16 protein-coding genes are annotated in these 18,236 nt (G+C 52.1%); 3 read left to right on the plus strand and 13 right to left on the minus strand.

Annotation, left to right across the window (positions count from 1 at the left end; translation table 11 throughout):
• Window positions 1-61: 61 nt before the first annotated feature.
• From uraH to IJ22_RS08100, 6 genes are all read right to left on the minus strand, one after another.
• Complete coding sequence (gene uraH, locus IJ22_RS08075) at window positions 62-430, minus strand: hydroxyisourate hydrolase (protein ID WP_062408375.1); 369 nt, start codon at window positions 428-430, stop codon at window positions 62-64.
• Window positions 427-1,962 (minus strand): factor-independent urate hydroxylase, encoded by a 1,536-nt coding sequence (gene pucL / locus IJ22_RS08080; RefSeq protein WP_062408376.1) that lies wholly within the window; start codon window positions 1,960-1,962, stop codon window positions 427-429. The genes uraH and pucL overlap by 4 nt, the downstream gene beginning before the upstream one ends.
• A gap of 92 nt (window positions 1,963-2,054) precedes the next feature.
• Window positions 2,055-3,104: an ABC transporter substrate-binding protein gene (locus IJ22_RS08085; protein ID WP_062408377.1), complete on the minus strand. Its 1,050-nt coding sequence runs from the start codon at window positions 3,102-3,104 to the stop codon at window positions 2,055-2,057.
• Between the two features lie 26 nt (window positions 3,105-3,130).
• Window positions 3,131-4,477 carry an amidohydrolase family protein gene (locus tag IJ22_RS08090; RefSeq protein ID WP_062408378.1) on the minus strand — a complete coding sequence of 449 codons (1,347 nt, stop codon included), beginning with the start codon at window positions 4,475-4,477 and terminating at the stop codon, window positions 3,131-3,133.
• Window positions 4,478-4,526: 49 nt separating this feature from the next.
• Window positions 4,527-5,855 carry an FAD-binding oxidoreductase gene (locus IJ22_RS08095; RefSeq protein ID WP_062408379.1) on the minus strand — a complete coding sequence of 443 codons (1,329 nt, stop codon included), beginning with the start codon at window positions 5,853-5,855 and terminating at the stop codon, window positions 4,527-4,529.
• A gap of 372 nt (window positions 5,856-6,227) precedes the next feature.
• Window positions 6,228-7,178 (minus strand): substrate-binding domain-containing protein, encoded by a 951-nt coding sequence (locus IJ22_RS08100; RefSeq protein WP_062408380.1) that lies wholly within the window; start codon window positions 7,176-7,178, stop codon window positions 6,228-6,230.
• Window positions 7,179-7,342: 164 nt separating this feature from the next.
• Between IJ22_RS08100 and modA the strand changes: the two genes are divergently transcribed.
• The 3 genes from modA to IJ22_RS08115 all read left to right on the plus strand — a co-directional run bounded on the left by modA (window position 7,343) and on the right by IJ22_RS08115 (window position 9,230).
• A complete protein-coding gene (modA, locus tag IJ22_RS08105) occupies window positions 7,343-8,197 on the plus strand; it encodes a molybdate ABC transporter substrate-binding protein (protein ID WP_062408381.1) in 855 nt (284 codons plus the stop codon).
• A gap of 11 nt (window positions 8,198-8,208) precedes the next feature.
• Window positions 8,209-8,877, plus strand: coding sequence for a molybdate ABC transporter permease subunit (modB, locus tag IJ22_RS08110; protein WP_373864992.1), 669 nt, complete (start codon window positions 8,209-8,211; stop codon window positions 8,875-8,877).
• A 119-nt stretch (window positions 8,878-8,996) separates the two neighbouring features.
• Window positions 8,997-9,230: an alcohol dehydrogenase catalytic domain-containing protein gene (locus IJ22_RS08115; protein ID WP_062408382.1), complete on the plus strand. Its 234-nt coding sequence runs from the start codon at window positions 8,997-8,999 to the stop codon at window positions 9,228-9,230.
• A gap of 116 nt (window positions 9,231-9,346) precedes the next feature.
• On the opposite strand, the gene IJ22_RS08120 is transcribed toward IJ22_RS08115, so the two are convergent.
• The 7 genes from IJ22_RS08120 to IJ22_RS08150 form a co-directional block, all read right to left on the minus strand.
• Window positions 9,347-9,859 carry a (2Fe-2S)-binding protein gene (locus IJ22_RS08120; protein ID WP_054820022.1) on the minus strand — a complete coding sequence of 171 codons (513 nt, stop codon included), beginning with the start codon at window positions 9,857-9,859 and terminating at the stop codon, window positions 9,347-9,349.
• Window positions 9,860-9,864: 5 nt separating this feature from the next.
• Window positions 9,865-12,153: a xanthine dehydrogenase subunit D gene (gene pucD / locus IJ22_RS08125; protein ID WP_062408383.1), complete on the minus strand. Its 2,289-nt coding sequence runs from the start codon at window positions 12,151-12,153 to the stop codon at window positions 9,865-9,867.
• A 26-nt stretch (window positions 12,154-12,179) separates the two neighbouring features.
• Window positions 12,180-13,085 carry an FAD binding domain-containing protein gene (locus IJ22_RS08130; protein WP_062408384.1) on the minus strand — a complete coding sequence of 302 codons (906 nt, stop codon included), beginning with the start codon at window positions 13,083-13,085 and terminating at the stop codon, window positions 12,180-12,182.
• 40 nt (window positions 13,086-13,125) lie between these two features.
• Entirely contained in the window at window positions 13,126-13,326 is a 201-nt protein-coding gene (locus IJ22_RS26265) for a hypothetical protein (protein WP_062408385.1), read from the minus strand.
• A 28-nt stretch (window positions 13,327-13,354) separates the two neighbouring features.
• Window positions 13,355-14,686 carry a 5'-deoxyadenosine deaminase gene (locus IJ22_RS08140; RefSeq protein ID WP_062408386.1) on the minus strand — a complete coding sequence of 444 codons (1,332 nt, stop codon included), beginning with the start codon at window positions 14,684-14,686 and terminating at the stop codon, window positions 13,355-13,357.
• A gap of 30 nt (window positions 14,687-14,716) precedes the next feature.
• Window positions 14,717-16,303, minus strand: coding sequence for a PucR family transcriptional regulator (locus tag IJ22_RS08145; protein ID WP_062408387.1), 1,587 nt, complete (start codon window positions 16,301-16,303; stop codon window positions 14,717-14,719).
• A gap of 197 nt (window positions 16,304-16,500) precedes the next feature.
• Window positions 16,501-18,228, minus strand: a complete 1,728-nt coding sequence (locus IJ22_RS08150) for a hypothetical protein (protein WP_145862509.1) — start codon at window positions 18,226-18,228, stop codon at window positions 16,501-16,503.
• Window positions 18,229-18,236: the final 8 nt, after the last annotated feature.

The raw sequence follows: 18,236 nt of genomic DNA on the forward strand, positions 1-18,236 counted from the left end.
CAACCGTTCGCAGCTTCGGTCGGGCGTTTATTTTTAAACTTTTCTTCAGGCTTATCACTCATTAACTGCCGCGATACGTGCTGTATCCGCCTGGCGCGACCAGCAGCGGCACGTGATAATGCTTATCGGGATCTTGAACACCGAAGCGGATCGGCACCTCGCCCAGAAACGGCTCGCCGGCATCGAATGCCGCAGTGCCCAGGTCAACGAAATAATCCCCCACGGCAAAAACAAGCTCATACTTTCCTGCGGTCAACTCTTCGCCTTCAAGCAGCGGTGCGTCTGGGCGGCCGTCGGTATTGGTCATGGTCTTACGTATCCGCTCTTTGGTTCCGTTTGCTGTTATCCGCCATAGCTCCAGCTTCATGCCCCCGGCCGGACGTCCGGAAGAAATATCCAGCACATGCGTCGTCAAGCATCCGCCCTTCACGCTGTAACTCCCTTCTGTTCGCCCGCTGCCGTCCCGGCGTGCGCCTCTGTCAAATCGGCTTGTGTCATCGTGAAGCCCTGGAAGCCGTAAGGCGGCCTCGGTTCCGTGTATACGCGTCCTTCCGAGCCGGAGATTTCTTCGACGACCGTTTCCCACGTGCGGTTGTTTGATTCGAAGCGAACCTCCGACAGCTGTGGAAACCGGGACAAGATCCGAAGTCCGATATGATAAATTAGATGCTGGATCGACGGACTGTTTTGTTCGTGGAAAACGGTATGCGCAATATCGCGAATTTGCTCTGAAGCGACATAGCTTTCTTCTCCCGGCGAGATGACATCCTCAACCTTCCCGTACTTCCACCCGATGTTGAGCCAAATGAACAGAGGCCGGTCATGCGATTCCGGCAAGGTCGTATATTCATCCCGGACAAAACCGGCAAACGAACTCCCTTTCACTTTAATCAACTGAAGGTCGGAGACACTGCACTGATGGCCGGTCACCACAATCCCTTCACCCGAGCGTTCTACGGTCAAAGCCGCCGAGGAATGATCGTTGTGCGAACGCCGGTACACCAATCCGCTTTCAATAAGATCTCCTTGAGGCCCCGGCACGGGCAGCGTCTCGAAGGGAATCCGATCCGCACGCATTCGAATGGTAGTCATCTGGGGATATTTCGATAAAAAGATACGGCTAATATGCAGCAGGAAGCCTTCAACCGTACAGCCATCGTAATCTGCCGCATGGCGGAGGATCAGATTTTTCATCGAATCGGTGGCAACGACGAGTGAATTATCCCCTTCCGTGAATGAAGGCAGAAACGCATCGCCTTGCACCGCAATGTTCACATTGAGCGCAAAGATGACGTTATCGCTGCCGATAAAACCGGACTCCGGAATCCGCCTGATCGCCTGGAGCGGTTTGGCAAAGGTACGGTAAACCAGCACATCTCCTTTCCCGTAATACATGGTGCGTCCGGTTTCGTTCGGTTTTATCATCATATTCGCATTCCCCTTTCCGGAACATGAGACGGTATCCTCTTCGATCCGATCGTTTAAGCGAAAGAGGGCGATTTTGCTTACCTCTCTCCATGCGATTTCGTATTCTTCTTCTGTCGTGCCCTTGAGACGGGCTTGCATAGCTGCCAGGATCGAATGCTTGTTATGTCCTCGAACGGCCATAATAAAAGGAAATCCGAACTTGCCTACATATGCTTCGTTGCATGAGGAAAATTCCGCATACTCAGCTTCTGTCAAGCCGGTTAACCCTGCCCCTTGCTGCTCCTTCACTGACGTTTCGCTCATACTCAGCTTACCCGCCAAATCCGGGTGAGCCCGCAGCAGCGCAAGTCGTTCCTTCGGACTGGCGGAACGTACAGCCTCCAGCATCGCATCGTGCAGGTGCTTCACGCTGGAGAACGGACGTGCGGCATAAACTGTCTCCGCTATCCACGGGGAGTGCTCAAACACCCATCCGATCGTCTCGACGAACGCGTGTTTCTCCATGCTGTTCAGTGCGTTCAGCCTAATTTTCATGTCACCGACACCTGCTTCCACTGTCGAATCTCAACTGCTCCATTACGGCCTTCCGAATTTCCTTCTTTTAGATGAAAAGGTACATGCACGACTTACTTTTTAGGCAAAAATTCGGTAGTAAAGACTTTGCTAACATCGAGCGGCGACTTCAGAAGCCCCAGATCGGCCAACTGCTTGTTCAGCGTTTCCCAACGTTCCATGGACATGTAGCCTACACCGTGAGTGGCGGCATCTCCTTCAAAGACGAGAGGCTGCAGCGCCGTCGCGCTGTATTCCAATTTTTCCAGCGGAGTGTCCGGATTTTTCTCCTGGATGAACGGGTTGATTTCCGTATAATGGTCTTTGTAGTAATTCCACCCTTTCACCGTCGCTTCGACGAAGGCCTTCACCGCCTCGGGGTTTTCTTTCATAAAGCTTTCGGTGGTATACATGATGTTGCCGTAAGGCGCATAGCCGAAGTCCGCGTTCAGCAGCACCTCCACTTCAACCCCCTCCTGCTTCATGGCAAAAGGCTCGGAGGTCACATATACCTGTGTGGCGGATTCTTTATCGTTCACAAAGTTGGCCAATTGCCCCGTATATTTCAACTCCTGAACTTTATCGAGATGGAACGCCTTTTTCATGTATTCCCAATAAGCGACGCCGCTGCCGACATAAACTTTGCGGCCGTTCAGCTGCTCCATGCTTTTGATGTTCCGATCTTTGTGCACCATGATCCCCTGGGGATTTTTCTGGAAGGTTCCCAAAATCGCGACCAGAGGGAGGCCGTTTTCTCTTGCAAACAGCACTTCATCGGCCTGCCCCATGCCGAACTGCGCTTTCCCGGAAGCGACAATCTGCGTTGCCGAGATGCCCGGACCTCCGGATTGGATCGTCATGTCCAAACCTGCCTCTTTATAGAAGCCTTTGATTAGGGCCGTGTAATTGCCGCCGTGCTCCGATTGGGCAAACCAGTTCGTCACCTGGGTAACGGCAACCGGCTGCTTTTCTGCATCGGACGGGGCTCCTGGTTTCGGATCGGCCGAAGCCGGCTGCGTTTCCGATTGGGCGCCGCAGCCGCTAAGTACGGCACCGGCAATAAGCAAACCGGCGAATACGGCAGTAACCGGGCGTTTGGACCATGATAAATTCCATTTTTTCATATATATACCCCCATCATTCATATCGTTTACCCTTGAATTAATGAAGCCAATCGATCGAGTACATTCGATCCCCAAGTCTCTGTTTGCGCTGAAGCATACACCCATCTTCCGCCCCGGTAAACGGCGCGTCCGGAAGGCTGTTCCGTCAGCAGCTCATGAGCGGACCGCGCATCCAGAACAACAAAATCGGCGGAGGCTCCGGCGAAGATCCCGTATGCTCCAAGCCCCAGAATGGAAGCGGGGGTTTCGGTAACCATCCGCAAAAGCGCAAGCTGATCCGCAGGACTGCCCAGATGTGCGGCATAGCCGGTGATCAAGGCGATTTGCAGTAAATCCCCCTTGCCGAAAGGATGGAACGGATCCTGGATGTTGTCGGAGGCCGCCGCCAACGCAATACCGGCATTCAGCAGCTCCTTCACCCGCGTCGTTCCCCGGCGGATTAATCCTTGATCTCCGCGTCCCTGCAGGTACAGGTTGACTGCCGGAAGCGTAACGGCGCCAAGCCTCGCATCTGCCATCCGCTCGATCAACTGCCCGGCACGTGCCTGATCTATCGCGGACAGGGAGCATAAATGGCCTACCGTTACCCGCCCTTGATAACCGTACTCTATCGTTTTCTCCGCAATATAAGCGATCGTTTGAATAGTCGGGTCATCGCTTTCATCCGCATGAAGATCGATGGGTTTTCCGTATTTTGCAGCCAGCGCAAAGATAAGATCCATATCCTCCTCCGGTGTCATCGAGAGGTGCGGCGCTCCGCCGACCCCGTCCATGCCCAGCTTTAACGCTTCTTCGATCATTTCCATTTCCTCTTTGGTCAGCTTGTCGTAAGGACACATCGGGAAAAATTGCATCTGCAGCACACCCTGCAGCTCCTCTTTGACTTCAAGCGCGGCATGCACAGCACGAAAAGCGGTCTCCCGTCCTGCCTTGACAGGAAAATCCAGATGACTGCGAAGCGCTGTAGTGCCGAAAGAAAGAGCCCGCAAAGCCGCTTTACGGATGCGGTTTTTAAGCTCTTCTTTGGTAAAGCTCTGAACGGCGGCCCTGTAATTCGTTATCGCCTCGTGAAGCGTTCCGGAACGATTGCCTACTTTGGCGAGGGAATAGGCCTTATCCAGATGCATATGGGCATCCACCATGCCCGGAATCAGCACCCTGCCCTGCAAATCCAACGCACAGTCCGATCCGGCGTTAAACGGTTTCGAGAACCATTCATCCATAGGCAGGAAAGGGTCCGCGCAAGGAATCGTTCCCTGCTGCTGCAAAGCAATCGAAGTCCAGCTTCCGTCCGAAGCTTTCAATTCATATAGGCCGTTTTCATCCAGTAACGGAAGCCGTGCGTTAATCAAATGAAGTTCGGATGAATTCATTCGCCGCTCCTCTCTGTTCCCTTATTTTCGATGATCTCCTCCTTTCCGCTTACGGTTCATAAACAATTTTTCCGGGATTCAGCAATCCCAGGGGGTCGTTCTCGCGTTTTTTCCGCTGCATGGCTCCCACTTCGCCGCGTCCCCCGCTGTCGAGCACCCAAGTATGGGGATCAAAAATGTTCACGCCGTTGGCCTCAAAAAAACGGATGATTTCATATAATCTCTCTTCGCTTTTAAATCTGATAAGGGGAAGCGATGCCAGGCTTAACCGGCCTCCATTCTTCACCCATTCAAAATGCAGCAGCACCTCGTCGCCGAATTCATCTTTTATCAGCCGGATTTGCTCCAAATAACGGTCGGCTGCAAAGCCGGCCTGAAGATAAGTGATCGCCGGATCCATCTTCAGCGCCCAAAGCGTCGTATGATTCCAAGTAAAATCGGAAAGACCGATTGTCTTGCGGTACTGCTCCGCTTCGATGATATGCCCGACGCGCCCGCCCATGCTTTGGGCCAGCCCGGAAACAGCCGTCAGCGTGCCGTTGGCGATTTCCAGAAACACGGCCGCCGCCCCGGGTTCCAATACTTTTTTGAGCGGTACAAAATACGCGGGAATCGGCCACTCCATCGGGCTGATTAAACGTTTGGGAATCGCTTCTTCTTTGGCAAGCGCTTCGCCGAACTGCACCGCCGACGCTATATCGTTAAAATGAATAACGGTCTGCATCCACTCCGTTTTCGGGGCCGATGCGATGGTAAGCTCCGTGACGATCCCCGTCGTTCCATAGTTGTGAATGTATGGATACAGGTCCTGTCCTTGGACAACCAACCGTCTTGGAACTTCTTCCATTGTATAAACGGCCGCCTCCAGTACGTTGCCGTCCCACAGGTTGCCCCATGTGATCGAGCCGATGCCGCCGGAACCGCCGCAGACAAATCCGCCGACCGTCGCCTTCATGAAGGTGCTTGGATAGATGCGCAGTTCCTGTCCCCTCTCCCTCAGATGCTTCTCCAGCGAGCCGAGTCGTACGCCGCATTGCACGCGGGCGTATCCGTCGCCAACTTCCAGGATTTCATCCAGCTGACTCATATCCATCACAATACCGCCTTCCAGAGGAACCGCCTGGCCGTAATTGCCCGTGCCCGCCCCTCGAACTGTAACCGGTATGCGGTGCCGGTAGGCAAAGGACAATACCGCCGATACCTCGCGCTCATCCTTCGGGATGACGATGCCGTCGGCGATTTTTTCCTTCAACTGACGTTCGAGCACCGGCGAATACCAATAATAGTCCTTGGACAAACGTTCTTTGGACTCCATATCGAGCAACAGACGCGCTTCCCCAAGCAAACCGATCATTTCTTTCTCCCATTCGACAGCCATGCTCTGATTCGCTCCTCTCAGCTTCAATGTTTTCATGCGCCTGATACGACCCGTACCCGTTCACTGATTTCATTCGTCGTGCGGTACCATCAGCGTGGCTTTACCGATATCTCTTTCTCGCTCAGCACCTCCATTTGTTGTTATTGTATTAGATGGGTTATGAATGGTAAATAGAATATGAGTGTTTTTGTAATAATACATAACATTATAGTGCAGTTTTGTGCGTCATACCATAATCATATGTTATATATAATTACATATATATGCCATATTTAGAGGTCAAAAGACTTAGTTTCAATAAAATAAGCCGGATTTTCCTTATTGCGGAAAACCCGGCTTCCATTGATTGGTTCATTATATCAGCTTATTCGCTTATGTTTCGAGCAGGATTCGACCCGTCAAAGACAAGTCGTACCCGTGAATGGTGCGCAGTTCATTCTGAAATGCATCGGACTGCAAAATGTAAATGAAGGATTCGATCCATTCCCGATTCTCAGGCTTTTTCATCATAACGAGATCGTACCGTTCTTGAATTAAGGGGATAAACTGGACATTGCCGACAATGGAAGCGGCTTTTTCGATTCCTATGCCGACATCCGCCTCCCCGGAAGCCACTTTTCCGGCTACCCCTAAATGATTGGATTCCTCTTTATGATACCCGTTAAGCCGGTCCGGCGGAATGCCGTGAAGACGAAGCTGTTCGTCAAGCAGAACACGTGCTCCCGAACCCTTTTCACGATTGATGAGCCGTAAGCCCGGCCGCTTTAGATCGCTCCAACTGCCGAGATTGTGCGGATTGCCCCGCTGGACATAAAATCCGGCCCATCGCGAAAGCAAATTCACCACCAGATAGGACGAGCCGACGAGCAATTTACGGATATAGGGGAGATTATACTCTCCCGTATCGCCATCCAACAGATGCGTACTGACGATGTCCGATTCGCCCCGGTACATGGAAATCAGGCTGTCGAGGCTTCCGACATAGGCACGCAATGGCCGTACGCCGGGGATATTCCTCTCCATATGCTTGGCCAGAATATCCAGGCTGATGTCCTGCCCGGTGATAACGACAGCGCGCGTTCCGTTATGGGAAGCCGATAGCGCGGGTCTTGCAGAAACTTCAGCCAGTGCCGGCTTTTCGGCGGCCTTGATGCTTTTGGTTCTTTGCTTATACGCTTCGAGGTCGGCCGCATCCACCCGCATCTGCTTGCCAACACGGTAAGAGGGCAGCTCCCCTTTTTTTATCAGATCGTATACCGTGAGTTTGGATATCTTCAATAGCTTAGCGATTTCTTCGGTCGTGTAGGACTGTTCGTTAGACATCCTAATCCTCCCTGCTCATTGTCATTGCCGCTCATTCGTCCGACTTTATTTTATCACATCCGGACATAAAAAGATTCTTATACAGGTTTACAATGTAAAGACTCTATATACAATATAATTATTTATGTTATATTATATCTAATTATAATTTAGGAGGCGAAATAATGTTTGGAAATGTTAAAAGAAATATGATCTTATTATTTATCTCTGTAATAATGTTTGCGTTTGCAGGTTGCGGAACGGAGCAAAAACCGGCCGCTAACGCCGGTGACAGTGCACAGGCCCCGAATTCGAACCAAACCGGTCAGCAGCAGCTTGTGGAAACTGTGGAATTGACCGTTTCTGCGGCAGCAAGCCTGACCGATGCGCTCAAGGAAATCCAGAAGGCTTACGAAACCAAGAATACAAATATCAAATTGAACTTTAACTTCGGCGCATCCGGGGCTTTACAACAGCAGATTGAGCAAGGGGCTCCGGCAGATTTATTCCTTTCCGCTGCGCCCAAGAACATGCAGGCGCTCGTTGACAAACAGCTGATCGATACGAATAAACAAAAGAATTTGTTGAACAACGAACTGGTCGTCGTCACTCCGGCAGATGGGAAAACGGAGGTTAAAAGTATAGCGGATTTAGCGAAAGCGGAAGTAAAACATGTGGCGATCGGCATTCCGGAAAGCGTCCCGGCCGGAAACTATGCCAAAGAAGCGCTTACTAACGCCAAACTGTGGGATACGCTGCAGTCCAAAACCGTACAAGGAAAAGACGTGCGACAAGTGCTTCAATACGTGGAAACCGGGAACGCCGAAGCCGGATTTGTATATAAAACGGACGCTTTGACTTCAAAGCAGGTCACCATCGCTTTTGCCGTCGATCCGACTACCTACACTCCCGTCGAGTATCCGATAGGAATTGTCAAAGCGACGAAGTATAGTAAAGAAGCTGAAGATTTATTTACATACCTGCAATCGAAAGAAGCGCTGGATGTATTCGTCAAATACGGATTTTCCATACCGAAGTGATCGTGATGGGCATGAGTTGGAGTTGGAACGAATATTGGTCCCCGATAGGATTATCACTGCAAGTGGCCATGCTATCCAGTATAGTGGTTGCTGTATTAGGTGTGGGTGCTGCCTGGTGGATGTCCCGGCGATCGTTTAAAGGAAAGACGCTTCTCGAAACGGCATTTATGCTGCCGCTTGTCCTTCCGCCAACCGTAGTCGGTTTTTTGCTCTTGGTTATGCTTGGCCGAAAAAGCTGGATCGGACGTTTCTTCGAATGGTTGTTCGATGCGCCGGTCGTCTTTTCCTGGTGGGCAGCCGTGGTCGCTTCGATCGTGGTAGCTTTTCCGCTCGTCTATCAAACGATGAAGACAGGCTATGCTTCCGTCGACCGGGATTTGGAGGATGCGGGGCGTTCCATCGGAGCAAGCGAATGGCAAGTGTTCAGGTACATCACACTTCCATTAACCTTTCGTTCATTAGTCACCGCCTATATCCTTGGCTTCGCGCGGGGGCTCGGCGAATTCGGGGCAACCTTGATGATTGCCGGGAATATTCCCGGCAAAACCCAAACCATCCCTACTGCGATTTATGTTGCGGTCGATGCGGGCAATACGGCGATGGCGTGGGCCTGGACAGGTGCTATTATTCTCATTTCCTTTATTATGCTGCTGTTTACCGGTCGCATTTCAAAAAAATGATCATCGCGATGTTAAATATTTCATTCCAAATACGCTGAAATCATTTCCTTTCAAACATCCTGTGATATATTTTAAATGCAAGAAAACGTTGCCATTTGAAATCATGGAGGATGGTGTCTATGTTAGCGAATGAGCGGGAATTTGTCACCGACCTGATTGTTCGAGATCAGTATTATCCTGTTCCGCTTCCCGCCGTACTAGGCCATGAGGGCTCGGGTATTGTGGAAAGCGTAGGCAATGGCGTATCCAGCGTACAGCCGGGAGATCACGTTGTATTATCTTTTGCTTCCTGCGGGGCTTGCACCAGTTGTCGCACGGGCAGGCCCTATGCATGCGAAACCTTCTATGAATAGCCAAAAATCAACAGGGCTGCCTTCCAAGGCAGCTCCGTCCATTACGCCATACGCCATACGCCATAATGTCTGACCCAAAGGACAAACCGTTTCATTTCTTCGCACTATGCCCATGCTTATACTTCACGGTCCACATTCCTCGCACCTTGCCTGTTAAGTTCGGACAGCTTTTCTACCGCCCGAATGATCGGTCCATAGCCGGTACAACGACATAAATTGCCCGACAGGGACTCTTCAATTTCCGAACGATTCGGGCAAGGATTCGCTTTTAAGAGCCCCTTGACGGACATCAGCATACCCGAGGTGCAGTAGCCGCATTGAAAAGCGCCTTCTTCCAGAAACGCCTGCTGCACCGGATCGCGCTCCGGTCCTTGCAGCCCTTCAATAGTCACCAGCTCTCTGCCTGCGCATTGATAGGCCATCAACAAACAGCTGTTGACCGGTTTACCGTCCAAAAGTACCATACAAGCTCCGCATCGTCCGATTCCGCAGGCCATTTTCGTCCCCGTCAGACGCAGTTCATCCCGGAGAATGTCGAGCAATTTTCTCGTGGGAGGCATATGCTCCAGGACGACAGGTTTCCCGTTGATCGTGCAACTCCATGCTCCGGCATTGGCATCTACAATCATCCGCTTCACGCTCCATTCAAGAAATCGGCGTTTCCAATGAGCTGCTCCGGAGAGATCGGCAGCTTCTCCACCCACACACCGACGGCCTGCCGAACGGCAGAAATAATCGCCGGGGCCAGAGCCACCGTTCCTATTTCGCCTATTCCCCGAGGTCCATAGGGATCGCCTTCCGGAAGCTCTTCAATGGCATCCAGGCAAAAGCGCCCGGGCATATCGTATACGGTCGGAATCAAGTACGTATCCAAATTCCGGGTGACATAATGTCCCGATGACATAACCGCATCCTCCATTAGCGTAAATCCAATGGCCATGCTGCTCCCGCCCTCAATCTGTCCCGCATAGCCCATGGGATTCACAACCGGTCCCGCTGCAACCGCATGATACTGATCGACGATCCGGACACGGCCTGTCAGCGTATTAACCTCCACCTCGACAGCTGCACCGGCGTAAGTGTAAAGGAAATGGCCGCCCATGACGGCGTCAGGCGTTGTCGGAAAATGAATTTGACTTAAAGTCTCGATCGGTTTCGCTGCCTTTTCGGCCAACTCCCTGTAAGTTATGACGGGCGAATGGCGGTCCGACTCGCTTCCAAGCGCCTGCCTTCTCCATATGCCTCCTGGTCCTGTTTCCAGCTCTGAGGGATGAATGTCCAATATGGCCGATGCCTCCGACAGCAGCTTGCCGATAAAGACCGGCTTCATTTTTTGCAGGGCCAGCCACATCATCGTGGTTGTACGGGATGCGGTGCTGGAACCGCTGTGCGGCACACGATCCGTATCTCCAATAACAAGCGACAAATCCTCCGCAAGACAGCTGAATTGTTCCGTCAGCATGATCTCCAGCGTTCCCAGCAGCCCCTGCCCGATTTCCTCGTAGCCGAAGGCGGCCTCGATTTTCCCTTCCGGATTCAACGACAGCCTGCCTCCTCCGAAATCCGGCAAACCAAAACCGAGCCCCGATCCATGCATGGCGATAGCTGCGCCTACTCCCCGTCGAATCCAGGGTACCCGATCATCCTTCGCGTTTTCTTTTCTTCTGCGCCAAACATCGCTTTGTTCGACCGAGGCCCATACTTGGCCGGCTCCTTCAGTCGCAACGATCTTCTGTTCCATCGGACCGGGATCGTCCGCCTTGCGGAGATTGATCCGGCGCAGCTCCCAAGGGTCCATCCCCAGCTTTTCGGCAAGCCGGTCCATCTGACCCTCCAGCGCACAAATCACCTGATTTCCCCCGAAGCCCCGAAATTCTCCGGATATCCCGTTGTTCGTATAAACAGACAGCCCTTCCACGTCTACGTTGGGAATACGGTAAGGTCCCATGGTATGCTCGGTGGCGAAATTCAGTACGGCCGGTCCTAGAGTCGCATAGGCGCCGGTGTCCGCGATCATTCGCACCTGATGAGCTGCCAACCGGCCTTCGTCGTCCACGCCGGTGCGCATGGTAATCTTCATCGGATGACGCTTCAACCCTGCACGAACGGACTCGAAGCGCTCCTGATGAATCTTGACAGGCCGGCCGCTCTTTAATGCGAGCAGCGCTCCGAACGGCTGAATGTTAAGCTCATCCTTCCCGCCAAATGATCCTCCGATCGGACTGGAAACGACCCGAATCCCGGATTCCGGCATCGCCAAAATTCTCGACAGCTGCATCCGGTCCTTATAACCGTGCTGCGTCGGTGCGTACACCGTCAATCTTCCGTCCTCCCCAGGAACGAATAATCCGCCTTCCGTTTCCATGTACGTATGCATTTGTCTCGGCGTGTAATAAGTATGTTCCACCACATGCGCACAGCGGGTGAATGCTTCCGATACTTCACCACGCCGATATGAGGTTCGGTGCAGAACGTTTCCTGACGGATGAAGCTTCGGAGCATCCGGACGCAGTGCGGCTTCAGGATTATCCAGCACCGGTAAAGGTTCATAACCAACTTCGATCATCCGCAGCGCCTGCTCCGCAATCTCGAGGCTGTCCGCTGCTACGGCAACTAAAGCATCCCCTATATATCGGACCCGATCCTCACAAAGCACAGGCTGATCAGGGATGGCTATTCCAAAACGGTTCATGCCGGGAACGTCTCTGTACGTAATAACCGCATGAACGCCTGGAAGCCGTTCGGCTTCCTCCGTTCGAATGAAAAGCACCCGGGCATGAGCGTGCCGGCTTCGCAATATTTTGCCGTAAAGCATCCCCGGCTTATGCATATCCGTCAAATATATGCATTTTCCCGTCACCTTATCCGCTCCGTCCGGCCGGATCTTCCAGCGTGTTCCCGCATTTGGTTTGTTCAACAGCACGTCATTCCCTCCCCGGCAATTCGGATTTAACGTTTGGCCGTCATCTGCTTCCACAGCTCCGACACGATCAGATTGGCTGCGGCTGTCCGCCGGTATTCCGCAGCAGCGAATGGATCGGCGAAGCCGCTCCATTCCGATTTCACTAAATCATGCGCTTGTTTCAGAAGCGATTCCGTGAGCGGCCGTCCTGTCAGCAGCGCTTCCGTGTACGGCAGACGACAGGCCGTAGAAGAGCCTCCTCCTGCAGCTAACTTTAATTCAGACAAGCTTCCGTCTTGATGCAAAATCCCCGTGCCGGCAACCGTAACAAGAGAAGGAGCAAAGGCCTCCCGTCGCGCAGCTTTATGATAAAATTCCATGACGCCAGTATCGCTTCCCTTAACCGGCACGGGCTGCAGGACAATCTCCGCCAAGATGCGTTTGTCCTCTCCGGCCTTACCTTTCCGCCGTCCGGCCAACCAGGATTCCAGCCGTTCCGCTACAATTCCCTTGCCGTTAAACCAACTCAGGATGGCGTCGTTAACTAATAACGCAGGAATGGCATCACCGATGCCGGAAGCCACGTTGCCTCCCAGCGTTCCTATATTCCGCACGGAAGGTGCGGCAATCAACCTGCACGCTTCAGCGAGCAGCCGGGATTCCGCTTGTTTTCCGCACGCTGCCAACCGAACCAAACTGCCAATTCTGAGCTTGACTCCATCTCCTCTATTCTCCAGTACGCGCAAGCCTTGCAGTTCGGATATGCCCTCCAAGCTGATCAAATGCATGGGCATCTCGGTCTGTCCGGACTCCCACTGTGTCCTTAACAGCGACCCGCCGGATACGAAAGTGCTTGCCGCCTGCAGATTTTGGCGCAATTCCCATGCTTCTCTCAAACCGGAGGGCTGCCAAACCCTCGGTTCGGAAGGATGAATGCGGTTGCCGATCGCCATGGCCAATCCCTCCCGATGTTCAGATCGAGTGCGTGGTATTTCAAATCTTCCTAGAGCAAAGCATTCGGCCGCAATGCTGTCGGTGATTTCTTCCGGACCTGCCGTTACCGATATCCAAGCCGACCGGATCATGCAAATGATCCGGAGCAGATTTACGGCAAGCGTGTCCCTCGGTTTCGATCACCGTGGCAAGCACCGTCTTTCGCCTGGTTTGGAACAACACCTCCAGCAATTCGTGCATCTCCATGTCACCATACCTTATGATCCGTCTATATCCGCTTCAGCAGCCTTTCGATACACCGATCGGCCTCTTGCAGTACCACCTTCTTATCTACGGTAAGCAGCTGCTTTCCTTGCATCACGATCTTTCCGTCAATGATTACCGTATCCACGTCGCCGCGGGTTGCCGAATACACGATACGAGAATACGGATCGGCATCATACGATGGATACGCATGAAAATCGTTGAGATCCAACAGGATCAGATCGGCTTTTTTCCCCGGCTCGATACTGCCGATCTCGCCTTCCATCCCGAGCACCTCCGCCCCGCCCATCGTCGCCATCCGAAGCACATTCTTCGCCCCCATAGCGGCCGGTCCGTAATTCGTTTTATGAATCAGCGCAGCAAGGCGCATTTCTTGAAACATGTCGAGATGATTATTGCAGGCGGCCCCGTCCGCTCCCAGACCGACATGGGTATGCTGAGACAATAAATCCGGCACATCCGCAATGCCGGAGACCAGCTTCAGATTGGAGCCCGGACAATGCGTCACTTTCACGCCGCGTTGGCGGATAATCCGCTTTTCTTCTTCATCGAGCCAGATGCAGTGGGCCAATATCAGCCTGGGCGTAGCCAGCCCGATATGATCGAGGTACACGACATTGCGCATGCCTCTCTCCCGCTCGACCTGCTCAATCTCGCCTCTGTTTTCAGAAGCATGAGTATGGATCTTTACGTCGTACTGCTCCGACAGATCCCTGACTTCCGTCAGCAGACGCTCCGTGCAGGATACTACAAAACGCGGGCAAAATGCATACCGAATCCGTCCGCCTTCCGCTCCGTTCCATTTCTGCAGCAGATCTACGCTTTCCAGGATCGATTGATCCGTCCGCTCAAGTAAAGCGGACGGCACATCCGCGCCGCAATCCATCATGACTTTGCCGGCTACGGCGCGAATGCCGCTTTCTGCCATAGCGCGAAAAGCAAAATCCGTATGGCGAACCGTCTCCATATCAAGAATGGTGGTTGTTCCGCTGCGAATCAGCTCTCCAATGCCAAGCAAAGCCGAATAGTAGACCGATTCTTCGTCATGCGCAGCCTCCAGAGGCCAAATTCTCTTCTTCAGCCAATCCAGCAGCTCCATGTCATCGGCCCGCCCCCGGAACAGCGTCTGGCATAAATGAATGTGCGTTTGCACAAATCCCGGCAGCAGCACGCGCCCTTTGCCCGCAATGATATGATCGGCTTGCTTTTCCAACGAGCTCAGATCAGGTGCGGCATGAACGATCCGGTCATTCTCAATCCAAACATCCCCGGAATATACTTCTTCTTGACTGTTCATGGTAATGATTTGAGCTTGCTTGATGAGCAGTTTAGACATGGATGTCCTCCTTGCGTCTGGGTAACGCCTTTAGGAATTCAGCATTTGCCGAAAGACGAACACAAGCTTCAGCCGGAGCAAATCGCTTATGCTTTTATAATCGACGCCCAACAATTCGCCGATCTTCTCCAACCTATATGCCGCGGTGTTGCGATGAATGTAAAGCTGTTTGGCGGTTTCATTCATTTGCCCGTCATTGTCTATAAAGACCTCGAGCGTGTGCAGCATCTCCCGCGCATACTCGGGATCCTTGACCAGCAGCGCTTGAAGCACTTCATCGCAATACAGTTGCATTTTCCGGTCGGGCACATGCTGAAATAAATAGGCAAGCTCCACCGTTTCGAATTGAATGACCGGATCGCGAATTCCGAGACGTTCTGCAATCTGCTGCGTGTCCTGACATTCCTGAAACGCCTTCAGCAAAGACTCCGGCTTGCATTTTCTGCCGCTCACCGACAGCCGGGGCCTGCGTGTGGCGTCCGCCGCTCCGAGCAGGCCTTGTAATCCTTTGGCAAGAAGGGCCGGGAGCGTCCCGTTCCCGGAAAATGAATCCGCGGAAAAAATCGAGAACTCCCCCTCTCCTATGCGAAAATGGATCACCTGTTTGTTTTTCAGCTCAGGATGGAATTTAAGCTCTTCGCGAAGGTCGCGAAGCCATTTGGAGCGGTCGCTTTCCGGGATCTCCGGCGGCACCGCTGCCAGCACACACTGATACGATCCTTCGAAAAGCTTGATCCCAAGGCGTTCCGCCCCTTCTGTAAGCGCCTCAATGGTGCCGTTCCCTTTTAAATAGCGCGACAATAAGTACCCGAGGTCATTTTGCACGGATTGATCGACAAATTCTTTGTACACGAAACTCATTTGGTAAGAGATGATTTCTGCCGCCTGGTGAAAAAGACCTTCCTCTACCTTCATCAATTGAGGTTCTGTAGGATAAAACAGCACGTAACCGATACCTTCTTCTTTATCCGTCAAAGGAATGCGGAAATGTCTGCCGTTCTCCGAGTAAACCCATTGGCTGCGGTCTTTCCAAGGCCACCCCTGCAGAAGCTGCGCTTCACTCATCGAGGTTGAATTAAAGACCAGATGACCGCGTGAAGCGACCACAGCCATCGGATACCCGATAATCCCCAGTATCGCATGAAAAAAGTTGCTGAGATGGTCGGGTTTGAGGGCGAACTGCATAAGCTTTTTTTGCTTCTCGAGGACCGAATGAAGCACCTTGGTATTGCGCTGCAATTCGGCGTAAAATAACCCTTTCATCTGATCGGAGAACGTGAATTGATAAGGAAGCTCTATGAGAGGAAATTCCAGACGGTCCGCCTCGTCAAGGATGGATTCGGGAACATCGGACCAAAACCGGCCCAGCTTGATCCCGAGCCCCGCGGAACCCCGCTGGTCCAGCTTGCGCAGCAGTTGGATGCCCTCGTCAATGTCGTCTTTAATGAGGTATGCGGTCGTAAACAACATTTCGCCGTCTTTTATCCAATCAGTGATGTCCGGGGCGTCCATCACATTGACGGATTTCACGATTCTTGACGTACCGGTTTTTCCTGCAATCAGCCTTCCTTTAGACAAAGGAAAAATCGACAACGCCTGTTCGACGGTAAGATGCATAGGTACTCCCCTCCCAGGAAATGACCTCGGATATTCGTGCGGCTGGATCCATTGCGGAATTCGGAATATATATGTTATATTATATAACATTATACAAAGCAAAACACCAAAATTCAATGAATTTATGTTATTAAATATAACATAAATAAAAAATCCGCCCCTCGCGAGGTCGGATTTCGTGTGGAATTGAAGTCGGATTATTGCTTGAATACGCCAAGCAGACGTTTACCTTCTGCACCTGTCTCTGTGGTAAACACTTCGTAGATGCGAACGGATAACGGGTAACCAAACTGCTCGGAATTGCCGCTGAAGGTAAAGTTGTTTTCTCCGTTTACAATCCGGTTCGAACCGATGAAAGGAGCGGTTGCCGTTCCGAGTAAACGGTCTAAATTATCATAAAGCTCAAACTGCAAATGAGAGAAGCTCGGATCGATCTGAACCTGCTGCTGACGCTCGATATCAAAGAAAAATTTGGCTTTGTAGGAATGCGTAAGCGTCGTCGAGTTATACAGCGCGCTGATATTCCAGCTGCTTACCTTCACATCGAACGGATAAACACTAAATTGGTTTTGCTCGTTTTCGGGTTGAAGCGTCACATTATAAGTTGCGATGGTTGTTTTATACGGAGCCGCCGTCTTGGCGTCCAATACTCGGAGCGCCAGTCCTTTGCCCGTCTCGGAGAACGGCACCGTATACTGGAAGCTGACCGTAATCGATGAATTCGGCAGGACCGAAGGCGTGCTGATGCTCTGCCTGCTGCCGCTGTACTGGTATCCGTCCGCGCTTATGATTTCGGATTGGAAATTCGGTACGGCGATCGGACGGTCGCTCTTGTTCGTCAGCTTAAATTTGGCCGTGACGTTCTTGGAGCCTTCCTCTTTATTCTCATGCATGTTCAGTTCAACGACGGATACTTCCATATCCGGGTGAATCAAGGTGCTCAGGCTGTCAAATTTCATCGGCGCACCGAGCGTGTAAGCCTCATGGTTATTGATGTTTCCTTGGTTCGGAAGCAGAATGTTCAGGCGTCCCACATTGTAGGTCACCTTCTCTCCCGGTCCCCCTGCCCCGCCCTGGGCAAACGACTCGGGAGTCAGAAGGTTTAAGCTGGTGAGTACGGCATCCTGATCAACGGGAATGGAGTAATGGATATATTTTTTTTCTTTCGCTTCCAAGGCAACGATCCCCTGCTCTACCCGGCTGCCGGAGTAAATCTTGCCGTCCGTTTTACCGTCGATAACAAAATCAGGGACGATCTCTCTTTTGTCCGCCGGATTGTAAGCCAAAAGCTGTACGACGTAGAATGTACCCTCCTTGGTCGATTCTTTGTTGATGCCTACCGGTGTATATTGAATCGGAGAGATCACCGACGGAATCACGAAGGAGTCCGACCATTTTTTGACGGCCGCGGGATCCGTAATCGGCGTATCGCTTCCTTTCCACGTTTCTCCTTGAATCGGAGCGGCTGCGATCAGCGTCTCCTTCTTTGGATAGACATACACGTCTACATCCGTCCAGTTGACCTCGGTTAAGCTGACGCTGTCGGTCCGGTCGATAACCGTCATATAGCTCAGCTCGGTATTGGCTTTCGGTTGAATCGCTTTGGCATTGGAGGCGCTGGGCTGCAGCGTATATTCAATGCCTTCGCTCGTCTTCACGCGAAGCTCGTATTCCGGAACTCTCGTTACGGCATTGCCGTTGTTCTTCATCCGGATGACGACACCCAGACGCGTCCCTTCCTGTACACGTTCGTTCAATACGCTTTTGACCTCGACATCCAAAACCTGGGTCAATTTGTATGTAACGGCCGTCTGTGCGCTGACGGCGGGTTCTGAAGCCTCGGCCGCAAAAGCGGAGTAACCGGTGCTTATCATCGAGGCGGTAATTACAACAGATGCTACGGTTTTCTTCAGCTTGTGTTTCACTTGGGTTT

Source organism: Paenibacillus naphthalenovorans (assembly GCF_001465255.1).
Taxonomy (GTDB): domain Bacteria; phylum Bacillota; class Bacilli; order Paenibacillales; family NBRC-103111; genus Paenibacillus_G; species Paenibacillus_G naphthalenovorans.

Excerpts from the sequence above, each read along its gene's own strand:
- IJ22_RS08140 (WP_062408386.1), bottom strand. The coding sequence starts at position 14,686 with ATGTCTAAACTGCTCATCAAGCAAGCTCAAATCATTACCATGAACAGT.
- modB (WP_373864992.1), top strand. The coding sequence starts at position 8,209 with ATGAGTTGGAGTTGGAACGAATATTGGTCCCCGATAGGATTATCACTG.
- IJ22_RS08085 (WP_062408377.1), bottom strand. The coding sequence starts at position 3,104 with ATGAAAAAATGGAATTTATCATGGTCCAAACGCCCGGTTACTGCCGTA.
- IJ22_RS08100 (WP_062408380.1), bottom strand. The coding sequence starts at position 7,178 with ATGTCTAACGAACAGTCCTACACGACCGAAGAAATCGCTAAGCTATTG.
- IJ22_RS26265 (WP_062408385.1), bottom strand. The coding sequence starts at position 13,326 with ATGCACGAATTGCTGGAGGTGTTGTTCCAAACCAGGCGAAAGACGGTG.
- IJ22_RS08115 (WP_062408382.1), top strand. The coding sequence starts at position 8,997 with ATGTTAGCGAATGAGCGGGAATTTGTCACCGACCTGATTGTTCGAGAT.
- IJ22_RS08090 (WP_062408378.1), bottom strand. The coding sequence starts at position 4,477 with ATGAATTCATCCGAACTTCATTTGATTAACGCACGGCTTCCGTTACTG.
- pucL (WP_062408376.1), bottom strand. The coding sequence starts at position 1,962 with ATGAAAATTAGGCTGAACGCACTGAACAGCATGGAGAAACACGCGTTC.
- IJ22_RS08130 (WP_062408384.1), bottom strand. The coding sequence starts at position 13,085 with ATGGCGATCGGCAACCGCATTCATCCTTCCGAACCGAGGGTTTGGCAG.
- IJ22_RS08095 (WP_062408379.1), bottom strand. The coding sequence starts at position 5,855 with ATGGCTGTCGAATGGGAGAAAGAAATGATCGGTTTGCTTGGGGAAGCG.
- modA (WP_062408381.1), top strand. The coding sequence starts at position 7,343 with ATGTTTGGAAATGTTAAAAGAAATATGATCTTATTATTTATCTCTGTA.
- IJ22_RS08145 (WP_062408387.1), bottom strand. The coding sequence starts at position 16,303 with ATGCATCTTACCGTCGAACAGGCGTTGTCGATTTTTCCTTTGTCTAAA.
- IJ22_RS08120 (WP_054820022.1), bottom strand. The coding sequence starts at position 9,859 with ATGATTGTAGATGCCAATGCCGGAGCATGGAGTTGCACGATCAACGGG.